At 55.3% G+C, this 18,681-nt stretch carries 16 protein-coding genes; 13 read left to right on the top strand and 3 right to left on the bottom strand.

Going from position 1 to position 18,681, the window contains the following annotated elements; translation table 11 throughout:
- Position 1 precedes the first annotated feature (1 nt).
- The 9 genes from dnaB to MKY58_RS27045 all read left to right on the top strand — a co-directional run bounded on the left by dnaB (position 2) and on the right by MKY58_RS27045 (position 11,708).
- Positions 2-1,363, top strand: a complete 1,362-nt coding sequence (gene dnaB, locus MKY58_RS27085) for a replicative DNA helicase (RefSeq protein ID WP_339322814.1) — start codon at positions 2-4, stop codon at positions 1,361-1,363.
- Positions 1,364-1,722: 359 nt separating this feature from the next.
- Positions 1,723-3,006 (top strand): adenylosuccinate synthase, encoded by a 1,284-nt coding sequence (locus tag MKY58_RS27080; RefSeq protein ID WP_339322813.1) that lies wholly within the window; start codon positions 1,723-1,725, stop codon positions 3,004-3,006.
- 250 nt (positions 3,007-3,256) lie between these two features.
- Positions 3,257-4,165, top strand: coding sequence for a hypothetical protein (locus tag MKY58_RS27075; RefSeq protein ID WP_339322812.1), 909 nt, complete (start codon positions 3,257-3,259; stop codon positions 4,163-4,165).
- A 223-nt stretch (positions 4,166-4,388) separates the two neighbouring features.
- Positions 4,389-5,939: a M23 family metallopeptidase gene (locus MKY58_RS27070; RefSeq protein WP_339322811.1), complete on the top strand. Its 1,551-nt coding sequence runs from the start codon at positions 4,389-4,391 to the stop codon at positions 5,937-5,939.
- Between the two features lie 217 nt (positions 5,940-6,156).
- Positions 6,157-6,888, top strand: a complete 732-nt coding sequence (gene yycF, locus MKY58_RS27065; RefSeq protein ID WP_339322810.1) for a response regulator YycF — start codon at positions 6,157-6,159, stop codon at positions 6,886-6,888.
- Positions 6,889-8,715, top strand: coding sequence for a cell wall metabolism sensor histidine kinase WalK (gene walK, locus MKY58_RS27060; RefSeq protein ID WP_339322809.1), 1,827 nt, complete (start codon positions 6,889-6,891; stop codon positions 8,713-8,715).
- The gene (yycH, locus tag MKY58_RS27055) at positions 8,712-9,989 is read left to right on the top strand and encodes a two-component system activity regulator YycH (RefSeq protein ID WP_339322808.1); all 1,278 of its coding nucleotides are present in this window, start codon (positions 8,712-8,714) and stop codon (positions 9,987-9,989) included. Before walK ends, yycH begins: the two co-directional genes overlap by 4 nt.
- Positions 9,990-10,098: 109 nt before the next feature.
- Entirely contained in the window at positions 10,099-10,896 is a 798-nt protein-coding gene (gene yycI, locus MKY58_RS27050) for a two-component system regulatory protein YycI (protein WP_036710650.1), read from the top strand.
- 5 nt (positions 10,897-10,901) lie between these two features.
- A complete protein-coding gene (locus tag MKY58_RS27045; RefSeq protein WP_036710646.1) occupies positions 10,902-11,708 on the top strand; it encodes an MBL fold metallo-hydrolase in 807 nt (268 codons plus the stop codon).
- Here MKY58_RS27045 and MKY58_RS27040 read toward each other — a convergent pair.
- The gene (locus MKY58_RS27040; protein ID WP_036710643.1) at positions 11,677-11,886 is read right to left on the bottom strand and encodes a hypothetical protein; all 210 of its coding nucleotides are present in this window, start codon (positions 11,884-11,886) and stop codon (positions 11,677-11,679) included. The two genes, MKY58_RS27045 and MKY58_RS27040, sit on opposite strands and share 32 nt — an antisense overlap.
- Positions 11,887-12,615: 729 nt before the next feature.
- Between MKY58_RS27040 and MKY58_RS27035 the strand changes: the two genes are divergently transcribed.
- From MKY58_RS27035 to MKY58_RS27020, 4 genes are all read left to right on the top strand, one after another.
- Positions 12,616-13,860, top strand: a complete 1,245-nt coding sequence (locus MKY58_RS27035; protein WP_339322807.1) for a trypsin-like peptidase domain-containing protein — start codon at positions 12,616-12,618, stop codon at positions 13,858-13,860.
- A gap of 223 nt (positions 13,861-14,083) precedes the next feature.
- Positions 14,084-14,251 (top strand): CxxH/CxxC protein, encoded by a 168-nt coding sequence (locus tag MKY58_RS27030; protein ID WP_339322806.1) that lies wholly within the window; start codon positions 14,084-14,086, stop codon positions 14,249-14,251.
- Between the two features lie 133 nt (positions 14,252-14,384).
- Positions 14,385-14,864: a 23S rRNA (pseudouridine(1915)-N(3))-methyltransferase RlmH gene (gene rlmH / locus MKY58_RS27025; RefSeq protein ID WP_339325256.1), complete on the top strand. Its 480-nt coding sequence runs from the start codon at positions 14,385-14,387 to the stop codon at positions 14,862-14,864.
- Positions 14,865-15,009: 145 nt separating this feature from the next.
- On the top strand, positions 15,010-15,468 hold the full coding sequence (locus MKY58_RS27020; RefSeq protein ID WP_339322805.1) for a hypothetical protein: 459 nt from the start codon (positions 15,010-15,012) through the stop codon (positions 15,466-15,468).
- A 6-nt stretch (positions 15,469-15,474) separates the two neighbouring features.
- Here the strand turns inward: MKY58_RS27020 and MKY58_RS27015 are convergent, their stop codons facing one another.
- Complete coding sequence (locus tag MKY58_RS27015; RefSeq protein ID WP_339322804.1) at positions 15,475-17,121, bottom strand: recombinase family protein; 1,647 nt, start codon at positions 17,119-17,121, stop codon at positions 15,475-15,477.
- Positions 17,118-18,677: a recombinase family protein gene (locus MKY58_RS27010; RefSeq protein ID WP_339322803.1), complete on the bottom strand. Its 1,560-nt coding sequence runs from the start codon at positions 18,675-18,677 to the stop codon at positions 17,118-17,120. Before MKY58_RS27010 ends, MKY58_RS27015 begins: the two co-directional genes overlap by 4 nt.
- Between the last annotated feature and the right edge of the window lie 4 nt (positions 18,678-18,681).

The raw sequence follows: 18,681 nt of genomic DNA, 5'->3' as shown, positions 1-18,681 counted from the left end.
GATGGGCGGAGAGCTCTTTTTCGACCGGATTCCCCCGCAGAATCTGGAGGCGGAGCAGGCGGTTCTAGGGGCCATTCTGCTGCAGAGCGAAGCGATGATCACCGCGATGGAGCGGGTGCAGCCGGAGGATTTCTATGACGCGTCACATCAGCTGATTTATGAGGCGATGATCCAGCTCGGAGAAGAGAATCAGCCAATCGATCTGGTTACACTGACTTCACGGCTGCAGGACAAAGGCCAACTGGAGGATGTGGGCGGCGTCAGCTATTTGGCCAAGCTTGCCCATGCGGTGCCGACGGCAGCCAACGTGGAGTATTACGCTCAGATTATCGAAGAAAAATCGATGCTGCGCCGTTTGATCCGCACCGCTACGCAAATCGTAAGCGAAGGCTACAGCGGCGGAGAAGACGTGGCCGGCATGCTCAGCGACGCGGAGCGCCGGATTCTGGAGATCTCCAACCGCCGGACCGGCAGCGGCTTCGTCGCCATCCGCGACGTGCTGATGGAAGTGTTCGACCGCGTGGAGGTTTTGAACCAGCAAGGCGGCACCACGACCGGCATTCCGACCGGATTTGTCGATTTGGACAAGATGACGAACGGATTCCAACGTTCGGACCTTATCATTGTGGCGGCGCGTCCTTCCGTGGGGAAGACGGCGTTTGCCCTGAACATCGCCCAAAACGTTGCCGTCCGGGCCAAAGAAACGGTAGCGATATTCAGTTTGGAGATGTCCGCGCCGCAGCTGGTCAACCGTATGATTTGCGCCGAGGCCAACCTGGATGCCAACCTGATGCGTACAGGCGATTTCAAAACCGACGAGGATTGGGCCAAGCTGACGATGGGAATCGCATCGCTGGCCGAAGCCGAAATCTATATCGACGATACGCCCGGCATTACGGTGGCGGACATTCGTTCGAAATGCCGGCGGTTGAAGAAGGAAAAAGGCCTTGGCATGATCGTTATCGACTATTTGCAGCTCATCCAAGGACGCGGCAAACCCGGCGAAAACCGGCAGCAGGAGGTATCGGAAATATCCCGTACCCTGAAGCAAATCGCCCGCGAGCTGAGCGTGCCGGTTATCGCCTTGTCCCAGCTGAGCCGGGGCGTCGAGCAGCGTCAGGACAAACGTCCGATGATGTCCGACCTTCGGGAATCGGGTTCGATCGAGCAGGATGCCGATATCGTTGCCTTCCTTTACCGCGACGATTATTACAATCAGGAGACGGAAAAGAAGAACATCATCGAAATCATCATCGCCAAGCAGCGTAACGGTCCGGTCGGCACGGTGGAACTGGTCTTTTTGAAAAACTTCAATAAATTCGTCAATTACGAGCGGAACCATGCCGAGCCATTCGCCATGTAGCCGCTTGATTCTATACAACGGACTTCCGCATTTTGGGGGTCTGATGCAACACGATTGCACTTATGGATCCATATCATTTCCATTTCCGAACAATCGTACGTCTCCATGTGCGATTGTTCGTTTTTTATTTGACTTTGAAAATGGGGACTGTTACACTGATAATGCTGCTTTGCTTTGGGAATCGATCTATTATGGTTTGAGTCTGTTAACGGGTTTCAACCGGCCAAGCGGCTTATGAACATTGTTTATTCATGCAATGACACAAGCGGGAAACGTGCATAGAGTTGGGGTTTTTCGCGCACAATGCATAGGAATTATTAAAACGAGGTGCGCCATACGCACCAAGCGGGGGAATGAAAATGTCAACAGTAGTCGTTGTGGGAACACAATGGGGAGACGAAGGCAAAGGAAAAATCACGGACTTTCTCGCGGAAAGCGCCGATGTGGTTGCCCGTTATCAGGGCGGCAACAATGCCGGACATACCATTCTGATTGACGGTAAAAAATATAAGCTGAGCTTGATTCCATCCGGCGTGTTTTACTCCGACAAGATCTGCGTCATCGGAAACGGCATGGTGATCAATCCGGCTGCACTCATTGAAGAAATCAATTACATTCACGATAACGGATTTACAACGGATAATCTGGTCATCAGCGACCGCGCGCATGTCATTATGCCGTACCATCTGGTATTGGACGGACTGGAAGAAGACCGCAAGGGCCCGAACAAAATCGGGACGACCCGGAAAGGGATCGGTCCTTGCTACATGGATAAGGCTGCCCGGAACGGCATCCGGATCGCGGATTTGATGGATGCCGAAGAATTCGAGCTGAAGCTGCGTCACCTGATGAAAGAGAAAAACCAAATCATTCAGCAAGTGTACGGCGCCGAGCCGCTGGACGTGGAAGAAGTGCTGAAGCAGTATCTGGAGTATGCGGAAGTCATCCGCAAATACGTGACCGACACTTCGGTCGTGCTGAACGACGCGATCGACGAAAACCGCAAAGTGCTGTTCGAAGGCGCGCAAGGCGTTATGCTTGACATCGACCAAGGAACGTACCCATACGTTACGTCCTCGAACCCTTCGGCCGGCGGCGTCTGCATCGGTTCCGGCGTGGGTCCTTCGAGAATCGACCAGGTCATCGGGGTAGCCAAATCCTACACGACCCGTGTAGGCGACGGTCCGTTCCCGACGGAGCTGAACGATGAAATCGGCGATTTCATCCGGGAAAAAGGCCATGAATACGGCACCGTAACCGGACGCCCTCGCCGCGTCGGCTGGTTCGACAGCGTCGTGGTGCGCCATGCCCGCCGCGTCAGCGGTTTGACCGGATTGTCTTTGAACTCGCTGGACGTATTGACCGGTCTGGACACCGTTAAAATCTGCACCGGATACAAATACCGCGGCGAAGTGATTACGCATTACCCTGCAAGCCTGAAAATGCTGGCGGAATGCGAAGCGGTGTACGAAGAAATGCCGGGTTGGCACGAGGATATTTCCGAAGCGAAAACGCTCGAGGATCTTCCTGAAACGACCCGCAATTACGTCAAGCGCGTGTCCGAGTTGACCGGCATTCCGATCGCCATCTTCTCCGTGGGACGCAACCGCAGCCAAACGAATCAAATTTTGCCAATCTATTAATCATCATCGCAAGCAGTAAGCTTCGGTCCGGATCGTTCAGTCGACCGCCGCTGCTTACCGTTACGAATCGAGCCCGTTGCCGGAAAATTCCGGCCAGCGGGCTTTTTTTCTTGCCCGAATGGGTTAAAAGCGGCCGCAACCCGTCAATACTTCTAGTAAACAGGATTTTGCAAATCTCTTTCATAGATTGATGCCGATCTTTCTATACGCTGCAATCATCCTAGCATGTTTTAAAAGGAGGAAGACTTGCATGAAATTGACGCGGTGGCTGGTCAAAACGGTATTGACGGTACTTTTGATCAGCGGTTTGACAATCATGACGACCGGACTGATCGTCAACAGCTATGTGCAATCGCTGTTGTCCAGTTTCAATATTACGCTGGAAGGGCAATCTTTTGGTTTCGGCAGCATGATGAAAGGGTTGTTCGGCTGGAGTGGCGGAGGCGGGGAGGACAAGAAGACGGATCAGGAGGAAGCCGCCAAAACGCCGGAACAACCCGACGGGAAGTCATCAACGGACGATAACGATGCGGCAGCCGGAGAAACAGGCGGATCGGATTCGGGCAGCGGCGATTCGGCATCGGGGTCGCAAAGCAGTGCGGATTCATCCGGCAGCACCGGCATGATCGGCGAGGGAACGGACTCCAGCAGCTCCAGCGACAGAAGCGGCAGCGATGCAGGCGGCAGCGGTCTCGCTGAGGGCATGGCGAATGGCGGAACGTCAGGGGAAGCCGGTTCTTCCGACAGCGGGGAATCAATAACGAATGGCGCGACCGGCGGCGGGGAATCCCCAACGGAATCCGGAGTCAGCCGCAGTACGGGGGAAGGGGCAGCGGAGCAAGAGAAAGCGCCGGACAACGCGTTCCCGGTCATGGGCCAGGATCTCCCCGGGGATGCCGGAACGGGAAGCGCATCGACCCAGGCAGAGGAGCAGAGCGGCACGGATAGCCTGCAAAAGAAACGCGAGCTCACCGGAAGCGAAAAAGAGCAAATATTCAACATGCTGATCACAAAGCTGCCCCCGGCGGAGCTTCAAAAAATTTCGGGTGCCATGGAGGACGGACTGACCGAAGACGAATCGAAGGCGATTGAAGCGTCGATCTCCCGGTATTTGAACGCCGAGGAATACAATGCGTTGAAACCAATGCTGGAGCCGTGAAGAATTGTTATTTTTTTGTTAACGCCGCAGCCTGTGCGGACAGCATACGATTCCCTGAGAGCCCGCATCCCAAGCGGTTTTTTTTGCTAATTCCGTAAAGTTGAATTGTTAACGGAGCTTATGTTAAAGTATACGAGGGTGTAAAAAGGTATCAAAATTTTAACCTTTTTGTCGTTGGATTATATTCCAGCCCACCGATACGCAAAGCATAAGGGAGAGTAAAATGAAAGGTTCTAACGATTTTCGCCAGACGGAAGGAACGCAGGCAGAGGCAACACCGACGGTGCAGGCTTCCGGGCACGGAGAACATGACATAAGCCATTCTAACCCTGTAGAGCCAAAGCGGCCGCGGTGGAGCGCAGCCCGAAAGTGGATCATCGGAACGGCGGGAGCGGCGATCTTGATTACCGGCCTCGTTTTTGCAGGCAATCAGTACGTCGATGCCCAAACCGTACCCTACTATCATGTCTACATACATGGGGAAGAAATCGGAACGATTGACGATCCGGCACGTCTTGAACAATTATACGACCAGAAACGGCAGGAATATCAGAATAAATATCCGGATGTGGCGATGAAGCTGCATACCGACGGGATTACGACGAAGCTGGAAAAAGGCTTTAAGGCGGAACCGAACACGCGGGAAACGCTGGACAAGCTGGGCGGGAAGCTGAAAGCTTACGCGGAAGGCGTCCAGCTGATAGTGGGCGGCAAGGTCGTCGGCATCGTGAAGGACCAGGCGACGATAAATGCCGCGGTGGAAAAAGCGAAGCAGAAATTCGTGCCGCAAACGAAGGCTGCCCAAGCGGGCGGCGCAGCGGTGCAAAAGCTGGCAGCCGGCGGCAAGGCCGTGCCTCAAAAAACGGCGGCCGGGCCTGCCGTAAAGTCGGTGCGGATCGAAGAGAAAGTCACTTCGGCTCCGGTAGAGGCCGATCCGAATAAAATACTCACGGCCGAGGAAGCGGCCAAGCTGCTCACGACGGGCCAGGACGCGCCGCTTGTGTACACGGTGCAGGAAGGCGACACGATCAGCTCGATCGCCGAAGAATTCCACGTGAGCCAAAAGGAGATTTTCGCGAACAATCCGCAGGTGAAGGAAAAATACATGCAGATCGGCGACCAGCTGAAGCTGACCGTGCCGAAGCCGCCTCTGACGGTGACGACGGTGGAAAAGGTGTCTGAACAGGTGGCCACAGCCCCGGATATCGAAATCCGCAAGTCCAAGGACCTTCCGGCAGGGAAAAGCAAGGTGGTTCGCCCCGGCCAGGAAGGCCTCAAGGTCATGAACTACGTCGTGACGAAACAAAACGGCAAAGTCGTGGACGAGCAGTGGGTCGGGCAGACGGTGATCAAACCTTCGCTCAAGGAGGTCGTGCTGCAAGGAACGAAGGTTCCCGGCAAGGGCACGGGGCGGTTCGCATGGCCGGTCAGCAGCGCCAGCATTTCCAGCTCTTACGGCTCGCGTTGGGGCCGGATGCATAAAGGCATCGATATCGTGTCCGGCAACCGGACCATCAAGGCGGCCGACGACGGCATCGTCACGTTTACCGGGCAGATCAGCGGTTACGGCAATGCGATCATCATCAGCCACGGCAACGGATATGAAACGCTGTACGGGCATCTGAGAAGCATTTCGACGCATGCCGGGGCGCGCGTAGACCAAGGGGATCCCATCGGCATTATGGGCAGCACCGGCCATTCGACCGGCACCCATTTGCATTTTGAAATCCATAAAAACGGCTCTATTCAAAATCCGATGAAGTATTTGAACTAATTCGCAGTCATACCGCATCCGTTTCGCAATCATTCAACGAATATCGCAACATCCAAGATTCGCAAGTACATGGCACGGCCTCTTCCGGGAGGCGGTGCCTTTTCGCTTCAAGGGAGGCTGCCCAGGAATTGCCGCTTGAACGGGATGTGACGCGAAGCCAGGTATGGTAAAATGGGAAAAGGACTGTACAAGCTTTGATGAACGGGGTGAAAGGCGAATGCAGGGAACCATTTTGGTAGTGGATGACGAACAGCCCATTGCCGATATTTTGAAGTTTAATTTGGAAAAAGAGGGCTATGACGTCATTTGCACCTTTGACGGCGTCAGCGCGGTTGAAATGGCCTTGTCGACCCAGCCGGACCTGATGCTGCTCGATTTGATGCTGCCTGGTAAGGACGGGATGGACGTCTGCCGCGAGGTGCGCGCGCAGGGGCTCCACATGCCGATCATCATGCTTACGGCAAAGGACGGCGAGATCGACAAGGTGCTGGGCCTTGAGATGGGGGCGGACGATTACGTCACCAAACCGTTCAGCACGCGCGAGCTGCTGGCCCGGGTGAAGGCGCAGATGCGGCGGCAGACGAAGACGGCGGGGGCCGAAACGGCTGCCGTGGCGGCGCTGGAGACGAAGCAGGGCATTCAGCTGTTTGACCTTTTTATAGATACGGACATGTATTTGGTGTATAAGGACGGCGAGGCGCTCGATTTGACGCACCGGGAATACGAGCTGGTGTATTATCTGGTGAAAAACGCCGGGAAAGTGATGACGCGGGAGCATTTGCTCCAGGCGGTGTGGGGCTTTGAATATTTCGGGGACGTCCGGACGGTGGATGTCACGATTCGGAGGCTGCGCGAGAAAATCGAGGAAAATCCGAGCAAGCCGGAGTATATTTTGACGCGCCGCGGTCTCGGTTACATGATGCGAAGTCCCAAAAACGGAGGCCTGTAAATGAAGTGGACCTCCTTTTTCCGCACCATTCAGGCGAAGCTGATCATTATTTATGTGCTGCTCATCCTGATCGCCATGCAGCTGATTGGCGTTTATTTCGTGAGTGCCATGAAAAACTCGCTAACCCGGAATTTCACCCAAGATTTGCAGGAAAGAGCCGAGCTCTTGTCTGTGCTGGCTGCGGAGAAACTGGAGAGCGCCGCCGATACGGGCGAGAATAATTCCGTCGAAACCCTGGGGCCGATCGTGACGAACCTGTTCAATATGGACGGGGCGGAAATCCAGGTGCTGGACGCAAGCGGAAAAGTATTGATCACGTCCAATCAGTCGCATATGGACATCGTCGGCCGCAAAAATACCCAGACGGTGGTGAGCCGTGCCCTTCAAGGCAGCAAGGACAACGAGGAATACGTCATCGACGAGGACAACGTCCGGAAGAAGGTCGTCGCCAAACCGCTGATCAACAAGGGGAAAATCATCGGCGCGGTTTATATCGTCGCTTCGATGAAAGAGCTATACACGACGATGGGGCGGGTCAACAACATCTTCATTTCGGGCATCCTGCTGGCGCTCGGGCTGACGGCGGTGCTTGGCGTCATTTTGGCGCATACCATCACGCACCCGATCAAGGAAATGACGCGGCATGCCACGGCGGTCGCCGAAGGCAAATTCGACCTCAAGATGCCGGTCTTCGGCAACGACGAAATCGGGCAGTTGAGCGAAGCTTTTAACTATATGACGACCCGCCTCCGGGAAGCGCTGCTGGTCAATGAAGAGGAGAAAGAGAAGCTGGCCTCCATCCTGACCAACATGAGCGACGGCGTGATCGCGACGGATGAAGCGGGGCGCATCATTCTGATGAACCGCCGCGCGGCGGCCATTTTGAACGTGGATGAAGAAGAAGTGTCCGGCTCCGCCATCGCCGAGGTGCTCGGACTGAGCGAGGAACAGACGCAGATGTTCACGGAGGGGACGTACGTGACGATGCTGCTGCAAATGAGCCAGGAGGCGGACCGGTCCTATATGATCCGGGTGACCTTTACCCCGATCCACCGCCGGGAGGTCGGCATTACGGGGACGATCGCCGTGCTGCAGGACGTTACCGAGCAGGAAAAGCTCGAGGCGTCGCGGCGCGAATTCGTGGCGAACGTTTCGCATGAGCTGCGGACGCCGCTGACGACGATCAAAAGCTATACCGAAGCGCTGGATGACGGCGCGCTGGACGATCCGCCGCTGGCTTCGCGGTTCGTGGGAGTCATTCAGAACGAAACCGGCCGGATGATCCGGCTTGTGACCGATTTGCTCCATCTGTCCCGGCTGGACAGCAAGGAGGCCCTCATGCGCAAGCAGCCGACCGATGTGCTGGAGATGCTGGAGGACGTGGCGGACCGCTTCTCCTTCCAGATGCAGCAGAAGGATATCGGCTCCGAGGTCAAGGTGGGCGCCGGGCTTCCGAAAGCGCTGTGCGACCGCGACCAGATCGACCAGGTGCTGGATAATCTGGTGTCCAATGCGCTGAAATACACGCAGCCCGGCGGAAGCATCACGATGGGGGCCGTGCAAGCGCCCGGGGGCATGCTGGCCATTGCCGTACAGGATACGGGGATCGGCATTCCGAAGAAGGATCTGGACCGGATCTTCGAGCGCTTTTACCGGGTGGACAAGGCCCGCTCCCGCAGCATGGGCGGCACCGGTCTCGGTTTGTCCATTGCCAGGGAGATCGTCATGGCGCACGGCGGAACCATTTCGATTCAATCCGAGCTCGGGCAGGGCACGAAAGTGACGTTTACGCTGCCGCCGGCGGAAGACGAGGGGGTGGCGTCATGAAGGAACGGTTGAAATCGCTCCTCCTGCTGCTGCTCGTCGCGGGCAGCCTGGTGCAGAGCTATTATCTCATCTACCGGCTTCCGGGAAGCGATACGGCCGCCAAAGCGACCAATACCTATATCAAGACGGATAACATGGGCCCGCAGCAGCGGATCGAAAACATGGTGTATCCGGACAAGATGCTCATCCATATGGGCGAAGGCAAGCATACCGTTTTTTATCCGAATTCGACGTTTTATAAATTGATCTACGCGCGCCTCAAGGGGCGCAGCTTCGAAAATTTCCAGCGGGAATCCGTGGAAAACGTGGACTGGAACAAAATCAGGACCGAAAATCCCGGCATTGAGCTGACCTTCGGCGCAGGAATTCCCGTATCGCTGCTCGAACGCGTGATGCAGATTCAGCCCGATTCGCTGTTTGAGGCAGAGCGCATCAACCGGATTTGGATCTATAACACGCCAAGCGAATCGAAAACGCATGCGCTATTTTTCAGCACGCAAGGGGACGTGATGTACGAAGCGGCCAAGGTCGATTTGACCGTCCAGGACGTGCAGCAGCACGTGGATTTCGGCAAGAACTGGATTCCGTATTCGATGCAAAACGGCGGGGCTTATTACGTGCCGGAAAAGCCGCTCGACGTCGTGGAGGCGGACCTGGAGATCGGATCGTATACGGTGGCGCAGATGCAGCAGAGCCTCTTTTTCGACCCGGGCATCACCCGGTACATTCGGGAGAAGGACGGCTCGGAGATCTATACCGATTCGAAACGCAGCCTGCAGGTGCGCCAGGAGCAAAAATGGATGAGCTACACCGATCCGGCAGCGCCCCCGGCAGGGGAGAGCAGCGACAGCAAGGATATGTTGGCCGCCGTGGACTTCGTGAACGAGCATGGCGGCTGGAACGGCGAATACCGCGTGGATTTGTCAAGCGTCGGCGTCGGGCAGAACCAGGTCGTGTTCCAGCAGTATTTCGGCTCCTACCCCGTTTTGGATACGCCTGGCTTCCATTACGGCAAAATGAAGCTGGACCTGCAGCAGGGCAACGTGTCCACCTATGAGCGGTCGTTGATTTACATGAAGCCAGGGCAATCGAAGCAGGTGAGGAAGCTTCCGGCCGGAAACAGCTTAAGGCCGATGCTGCTTGCCATCAGCAAGGATTCGCCGATCGAGGATCTGTACCCGGCCTATTTGCCCAAGCTGGATGAAGGAAAGCTGAAACTGGCGCCGGTATGGGCGGTGAAGCTGGCCAACGGGCAAATCCGGACCATCCGATAGAGAAACGCAAGATGCGGGTTGGCGGCGGGACCTGCCGGCGATGAACCGCTGGCGGGCCTGCGAAGCGGCCGCTGAACAAGCTTCATAAACGATTCAAGGAGGCGAAGCGATGGATTGGGGACGGGCCAAAAACGTGCTGATATACGCTTTTTTGCTGTTGAACCTGGTGCTGGGGTACCAGCTGTGGATCGACATGCGCGAGCAGGCGGACACCAGTCTGGATTTCGCCTCCTTATCGGAAAGCACGCAGAAGGTGATGAAGGAAAAGTCGATCCAGCTGCTGTGCCAAATTCCGAGCATGACGCCGCAGCTGCCGAAAATTACGTACCAATACGTCAACGGGGACAGCGTCGGGCGGCAGGTTACGCTTGGGGAGCATATCGAAAGCCAGCTGATTTTCAAAGAACGGGAGCTGGTCAATGCCCTGAAGCAATCGATTCCGGACATCGCGAACTATCAGTATGACCCGCAGGCCAGCGAATACGCGACCAAAAGCGAGCTCGAACGCATCCAGGAAGCCGGAGCGGCCGGCCGGTTCGTCATGCATACGCTTGTGGACCACAAATGGCCGCTGTTTAACGATCAGCTGGAGCTGTATTACAGCGAGCAGCGGATCATCTCCTACCGCCAGTCGCCGGTTGAAATTACTGCGGTGGACGATGAAGAGCATCAAAAAATGATGCCTGCGAGCAACGCGCTGAAAACGCTGGTAGAGCGGCATCTTCCGCCGGGATCGGCGATCAAGGACATACAGCTTGGATATTACGGGCAAGTATACAATTCGGAAAGCCAGGTAGCCGCCCCGTCGTGGCGGTTCACATTGGAAAGCGGGGATATGTATTACGTTCAGGGCATCAGCGGAGATGTCACTGTGACCAGTCCGAAGACCGAGAAAGAAAGGGAGTAACGGGAATGGGGATATCTTTTACAGTGTTGTCCAGCGGGTCGACGGGGAACGCAACGATCGTCAGAAATGAAGAAACGACGCTGATGATCGATGCGGGCCTGAGCGCCAAACGGATTGACGAGCTTATGAAGGAGCGGGACGTGACGGGAGAGGAGATCGACGGAATTCTGGTCACCCACGAACATTCCGACCATATCAAAGGCCTCGGCGCCGTGGCGCGGAAATACGACCTGCCGATTTATGCGAATGAGAAAACATGGGAAGCGATGGAGAAGTCCATCGGCAAAATCGCGGAGGAAAACCGGGTCGTCCTGGGCACCGGCGAGGTGCGCGACTTCGGCACGCTGCGGGTGGAATCGTTCGGGATTTCGCATGATGCGGCCGAGCCGGTAGGATACTGCTTTTACGACGGAAACGAAAAATTGAGCGTGGCGACCGACCTCGGCTATATGAGCGACAAGGTCAAGCAGGCCATCAGCGATTCGAACGTGCTTGTGCTTGAATCGAACCATGATATCGAGATGCTGCGGATGGGCCGGTATCCGTGGAACATCAAGCGCCGCATTTTGGGCGACATGGGGCATTTGTCCAACGAGGACGCAGGGGAAGCCTTAAGCGAGCTGCTGACCGGCGACCTGAAGCGAACGTACCTGGCCCATCTCAGCCGCGACCATAACATGATGGATTTGGCCAAAATGACGGTGCGCGACAGCATGGAGGAACGCGGCTGCTTTTATAAAGACAGCGAGTTCAAATTATGCGATACGTATTACGACCGCCCTACACCGTGGGATAAGGTGAGTGAACCATAAACTGGTCGAGCTCCGCCGCTTTTTTCTCCACCTCTTCGCGGGTGAGGATGCCCTTGTCGATCAGCAGCTCGATGATGGTGCTTAAGGCAAGGGTATTGCGGTAATGCTCTTCTTTCAAATCCCCAAGCTTGGCCATCAACTGCACGTAGTCCATGCCGGACGGAAACCGCTCTATCATCTGTTCTTCCTCCTTATATCGTTTTATCGTTTAGAAGACGACTGGATCGTTAATGCTATTTTTCCCAAAAACAGGCGAATCGATTCCACAAATCACCAGCGGCCGATTTCGATTTCAATTGGGACCTAAAGCCCCCTTGTGGTACAATGATTAGTACCTGAAAAACCTGAAATGCCTTGCTGTGCGAGGGCTTATGGCGTTTGACCTCCAACCCTTTTTTTGGCAGGGGCATCGCGTTTTTTGCCGCGGGAATGCCATTATGTTCAGGTATGCTGTGAAGTATAAGAGGTGCTTTCTCTTTTATTCTAGTAGCCCGCCGCCTGAATTATTCCTATTTTCAAAGAGAAGGTTTGCAAAACGGCCCATTTTCCATAAAAATTTCCTGATTTTCTGCTTGAAGGCACATTTTTAGGGTGATAGAAAAATAAAGGGCCGGCGAAACGAAACCTTTACGGCCATCGGTTAGTTTAAGATATATGGGAGCCTAACTTTCAAGAACATGCAGCCTTGTATCCCGAGACAATATTGGCTTAAAACGGCCTGTTTGCTTTGTAGGCCCTCTGCTCGGAAATGTTTTCCGAATGGAGACTTTTGCACTACAGAAAAAACGGCGCCGAAGAGGTAATCTTTAGGTATAGGACATCGGATGGATTACATACCTATATGGGTATTGGAGAAAGGCGGCAGAAACGGAATTTAGGCGCTTGATAACGAAGGGGAGAGGATCTCATGGGGCTGTTTCAAGATGATTTTTATTCAACCAAAGTGACGAAACGCAGACGTGTATTCGGCCGTGCTCGCAAGGCACGGGAAATTTGGCCGAGATCCAGGAGCAGCCGCGGGCTGTCGACGCTTCAGATCGCAACGATCAGTTCGGTTATCAGTGCGTTCGTGGCCGTGCTGCTGTTCAGCATGATTACGGGTCTGCCTGCCTCCGGGAAGGCGCCGCATGCGGTCGCCGCCCTGAATTCCAAGCAGGTGGACAGCGCCGCCGATCCCTACGAAAGACTGGTGCAGGCTGCGGCCAAGGTGCGGCCTACCGTCGTGAGCATCGTGAATTACAAGGACGGGAAGAAGGATAAAAGTCTGGAAGAGTCAGCTTTGGGATCGGGCGTCATTTTCAAAAAAGACAAAGGGCAGGCTTTTATCATAACGAACAACCACGTCATTGAAGGCGCGCAGGAGCTCGAGGCGGTGACGGTCAATGGCGAAATGAAAAAAGCGAAGCTTGTCGGCGCCGATAAAGTGAACGATATCGCGGTGCTTTCCGTGGACGGAAAAAACATCGGCGAAGTGGCCGAAATGGGCGACTCCGGGAAGCTGCGGCTCGGGGAGACGGTGCTGGCCATCGGCAATCCGCTGGGGCTCGGCGATACGCTGACCTCCGGCATCGTGAGCTACACGAACCGCATCGTGCCGGTTTCGCTGAACCAGGACGGCGTATACGACTGGGAGCAGGAGGTCATCCAGACCGACGCGGCCATCAACGAAGGGAACAGCGGCGGAGCGCTCGTCGATCTGAACGGAAAAGTGATCGGGATCAACACGATGAAAATCGCCGACACCGGGGTAGAGGGCTTGGGATTCGCGATCCCGGCCGATCAGGTGATGAAGACGGTCAACGAGCTGATGACGCACGGAAAAGTTGCCCGTCCGTATATCGGCATTTATTCGATGGACCTGAACAACTCCTATGCACCTTTAGAGGAAGACCAGCTCAAAGAGCTGAAGCTGCCAAGCGACGTCAAGGACGGCGTCGTGGTGCTGGATGCGATCGGGCCCGCGCAGGAGGCCGGACTTCAGCTGAACGACGTGATCGTGAAATTCAATGATACGCCGATCCCGACGACGCTGGAAATGAAAAAATTTCTGTACGACAAAGTCAAAATCGGCGATACCGTGAAGGTCACGTTTTATCGCGACGGAAAAGAGCAAACAACCAATGTGAAGCTGGCGGAAAAGCCGGATCAATAAAACGCATTGGAGCCAAAATAAGAAAGGGAGCAGCAGCAAGCGACGATCCTTGCGGTTCCCTTTACGGGCAGGCAGAAGTTTCCCCCGCCGCAGGCCCGTCCATGGTATAATCAAAAGAAAGCTCTGGGAAAACCGGGCGCGCATACGCCTGATGAAGGGCTAAAGTCAGTAAAACTAGGGCAGGATCACAACCTTGTGTAGCGCTGGAAGGGATGCTTTCGATATGTACGTAGTATGCAAAGAACATTTGGAACTTGCCATCGACATGTTCGTGGACGAATACGAGGATGCTCCGGACATCGTGGATTTGAAGGAAACGGAATTCTCCGACTGGGATCCGCCGGTGCAGTGTGCGCATTGCGAGCAGGCAGGCAAGTTTCTGGTGGTCTGACATAAGTGAAAAGGCGAAAGAGGAGCGTGGGAGCACGCTCCTTTTTGCACGTTTAGCCTTAAAGGAAAATGAAAGCAGGCAGCGCCTGCCATAATAAATACATAACCCATGTATGAGAGATGGAGGATTCTTCATGTTGATTCAAATCATTGGCGTCGGCAAATTGAAGGAAAAGTATCTGGTGCAGGGCATCCAGGAATACGCCAAGCGGCTGACCCCGTACATCAAATTCCAGGTGATCGAAGTCGCGGACGAAAAAGCGCCGGACACCTTAAGCGAAGCGGAGGTGTCCATCGTGAAGGAGCGCGAGGGCGAACGCATCCTCGCGCAGGTGAAGGAGAGCGCGCACGTGATCGCGCTCGCCATCGGCGGCCAGCTCTGGAGCTCGGAGGAGCTGGCCGCCGAACTCGACCGGCTCGGCACCTACGGGACGAGCCATGTCGTGTTCGTGATCGGAGGGAGCCACGGGCTCTCCGATCAGGTGCTGCGCCGCGCCCAGCAGCGCTTGAGCTTCGGGCGCATGACGCTGCCGCACCAGCTCATGCGCCTGGTGCTGGTGGAGCAGATTTATCGCGCGGTGAAGATCAATCGGGGGGAACCGTATCATAAGTAGGGCGAAAGTTGCCATGTGAAATTGCTTTCTATTCAAAATTCTCTAAATGCGCATTTGAATATTCAAAAGCAAATTTTGCTTGACAGGAATATTCAAATGGATTACTATTGCTTTAGTAAGACATTTTGAATGTGGAGGTACAAAAATGCAAACGACATTTCAGGTTGATCTTGACAACGAGAGAGAAGTAGCTAATCTAAAGGAATTGCTGGAATTGCGACTGGAACAGCTACAACATGGGCATAGTCAATTGTCCAGCGAGGAAGGTTCTTCTGAGAACAATGCCAATGGTGCAATTGCTAAAAGATCTAACATCGAAATCCTTCAGCAGTTCGTAACCGAAGCATCACCTAATCAATATGAAGTCCTTAAATGGATGAAGGACAATCCAGGCAATGTTTCCGCGCACATCTTAAAGCGTGATTTACCATTCTTGGCACCACAGGGCACATTGCCAGGCGTATTCAGGCCGGGCAGATGGCAACGACTTTCAGGTGGTACAAAGGAAGGGTTTCCCTTCTTGCAGATTTCTTGGAACCACACTGAAGGTTGCGGGATATACCGTGGGATTACGCCGGAAGAGGCTAGTGTTCTAGACCTGTAAACTAAATTAGATGAAAATAGATAACTTTTGATTTAACGAAGGGGCTTTTCCGGGCAAAGGAAAAGCCCCCTCTGCTTTGTCAGCAGAAGGGGCTACGCTTAAAAAATGCTTCTCGGTCTCCTCGTTGAAGACGAGCTCAACGCTGCCGACGCGCTTTCTTTCGTCCAGCGTGATCTTCTTTACGATCAGGTGCATCAGGGTCTTGCGCTGCGGGAACGGCGAGCGGTGGAGCAGGGTGTCGAACCTGCCCACCAGGGAACGTACGAGCTCGTAGGAGACGGGCTCGGCCTGATCGTCGCGGAGTTCCAGTTCCAGCTTCGATCGGCGGGTAAGCTCGGTGTCGAGCTCCCTGTTCAGGTCGTTCAGGCGTTCCGCGAACAAGTCGCGGTCGATCTCGTTCATCTCGTACAGCCCGAGGTACTTGCGCTTCTTTTCCTCCAGCCTGTCGATGCGGGCTTGTACTGCCGCTAACTCGTCGCGAAGCGGCTTGATGCGTCCCGATCGGTGTTCGTTGATGCTGCGTACGACTTTCTTGAGAATGTGAGGCTGAGTCACTGCCTGCCGGATGCGCTCCGTCACGGCTTTTTCGGCCTCGTCCTTGCGGACGCTGTTGGCGTGGCAGACCGAACTGCCCTGGCTGCGAAAGCGACCGCAGGAGTAGTACATGCGGACGATCTTCGTCCCGTCCTTCGCCCGGTTTACCGTGCGGCTTGCGGTCATCGCCGCGCCGCATTCGGGGCATCGGATGAGCCCGGTCAGCAAGTACTCCCCCTCGAAACGCTTCTTCGGCATGACACTCTTCTTCTGCCGCAGGAGCTGTACCTTCTCCCATAACTCTTCAGAGATGATCGCCGGATGATGGCCCTCGGAAAGTATGAGCTCGGTGGACTTGCCATTGCGGCGTCTTTCCGCCCAGTTCTCGTAGCGGTTATAGCGGATTTTTCCGACAAACATCGGATTGTCGAGAATGTCCCGGATGGCGCAAGTGGAGAAAGTCTTGCCAGTCCTGGTCTTGTAGCCCCGGCGGTTCAGGTCGTTGGCAATCGCCTTCAGGCCGTGACCGGCGGCATACTGTTCGAAAATGTTGCGGACAAGTGCCGCCTCCTCCTCGATGACGACAATCCTTGTCTCTTTCCCGCGTTCGTCGACCTTGACGCTCCGGTAGCCGATCGGCACCTTGCCGTTGTGCTTGCCCGTTCTGGCGCGCTGCTTGTGGCCCATCTTCACGTTGTCCACGATCGTGTTGCGCTCCAGCTCCCCCACAGCACCCATCATTTGAAGTGCGAATTTTCCCATAGACGTGGTTGTATCAAAATTCTCGGAAAGTGAGCGGAAGGCGACGTTGTTCTTTTCCAGCAGGTCGACGATATGGAGGAGGTCGATGTTCTTGCGGGCCATCCGATTGAATTTCCAGACTAACACCTCGTCAAACTTCCTGTCCTGAGCGTCGCGAAGGAGTCGTTGGAGCTCATATCGCCCCTCAATGCTCTTTCCACTGACGCCCCGGTCCACGTACTCCCCCACGATCTCCCATTTGTATACATCGCAATACTTTCGCAGAGTTTCAAGTTGAGCGTCGATGGAGTAGCCGTGCTCAGCTTGCTCCTCTGTGCTGACACGAGCGTAGATGGCGACTCTTATTGTTTGGTTCATCCTTGCTTGTCCCTCCTTGTTGGAATCGGCGGAATCTCCAGACTCAGCAGGGCTGACGTGCCCTGGATGGTCGCCGCCGAGATGTCCCGGTCACGCGGGACAGTGATGTAATCGATAAGGCTTCGGTAAAGCTTCTTTTGCTGTTCGGGTGAGGCATTCCGCATCATGGGCCGAAAGCTGTCCAGCGCTTGCCGAATGCTCGCCTCAGGAATGGGGCGCTCGGGCTGTCCGGCTACAGATCGTTCTAATTTTTCCCGCTCTTCCTCCAGAAGCCCTGATTCAGCCCGAATCTCATCCAGCCTTTTTCGGAGTTCCGGGGCATCGATGTGCCCATCTTCGAAAAGCTCGTAACATCGGAGGCTTCGCTTTTTCTGAGAGGCGAGCTGGGCGTCGATTTGCTTCAATGCCTGCCGGATAGGCAGCAACTTCCTGTCCCGCCTGAGATTGATCTCCTCCACCAGCCGCTCTGCAACGGAAGGATGGGTGATGAAATGCCGGACCCGGGATTCGACCCAGGATTCGGCTTCATCAGCCCGAATATGGTTCGCCCGGCAAGCCTTGCTTCCTCCGGAGTTGTAGCGACTGCACACATAGTAGAAGCTTTTGGAATGAACGCCGTTCTTTCGTTTCCGTGTTACGTGGGACGGAATCATACTGCTTCCGCAGTTCGGGCACTTGAGAAGCCCGGACAGCGGGAAGGGACGCGTGATGCGCTTTGTAGGCGGGCAAGAGCTTCCGGTAAGCCGCAGCTGCACACGCTCCCAAAGTTCTTTCGGGATGATTGGCTCGTGCTCGCCGTCCACCGTTTGTTTGTTGCCTTGCTCGTCCGTGTAGGTAATCTTGCCGATGTAGTTCACGTTGGTCAGGATGCCGCGTACCGAAATGCTATGAAAGGCCTTGCCGCGCTTCGTCCTGTGGCCTTGTCCGTTCAATCGGTTGACGATGGCCTTCAGGCCGAGGCCGCTGGCGTACATCTCGAAAATGGAGGCGACCCGCTCGGCCTCCCCGGGCACGATCTCCACGTAAGAAAGGCGCGGGTCGTCGGGATGGGTGACCCAGCGGTATCCGAGAACCTGATTGCCGCTGTTCCATCTGCCGAGCCTGCTGCGCTGCTGCATGCTGTGGCGGACGTTCTGTGCGATTTGCCGCCTCTCGTGTTCGGCCACGGACCCGGCCATCTGAAGAGCGAACTTGCCCATCGGCGTGTCCGTCTGGAACTCCTCCGTCAGGCTGCGCAGGACGATGCCGTACCTGTCCAGCAATTCCACGATGTGTAGGAGGTCCTTCAGATTGCGGGAGAGCCGATTCAGCCGCAGGCACACGACTTGCCGGAAGCGACCGCTGCGGGCGTCTTCCAGAAGTTCGCGAAGTGCCGGTCGGCCTTCGATGGACTTACCCGAGCGACCCGCGTCGACATAAACCTTGTGAACATCGATGTGAGACTTGCGGCAGTAGTCCTGCAAGGCGTCCCTTTGGGCGTCCAGGCTGAAGCCCTCGACCTGCTGCTCGGTTGAAACGCGAATGTACAGGGCGGCCAGTTGTTTCTCGTAATTCATGGAG

The sequence above is a fragment of the Paenibacillus sp. FSL W8-0194 genome (genome assembly GCF_037969745.1).
GTDB lineage: Bacteria > Bacillota > Bacilli > Paenibacillales > Paenibacillaceae > Paenibacillus_AQ > Paenibacillus_AQ cookii.
Note: the sequence above shows the minus strand (reverse complement) of the source record. Positions and strands in the feature narration are given on the sequence as shown.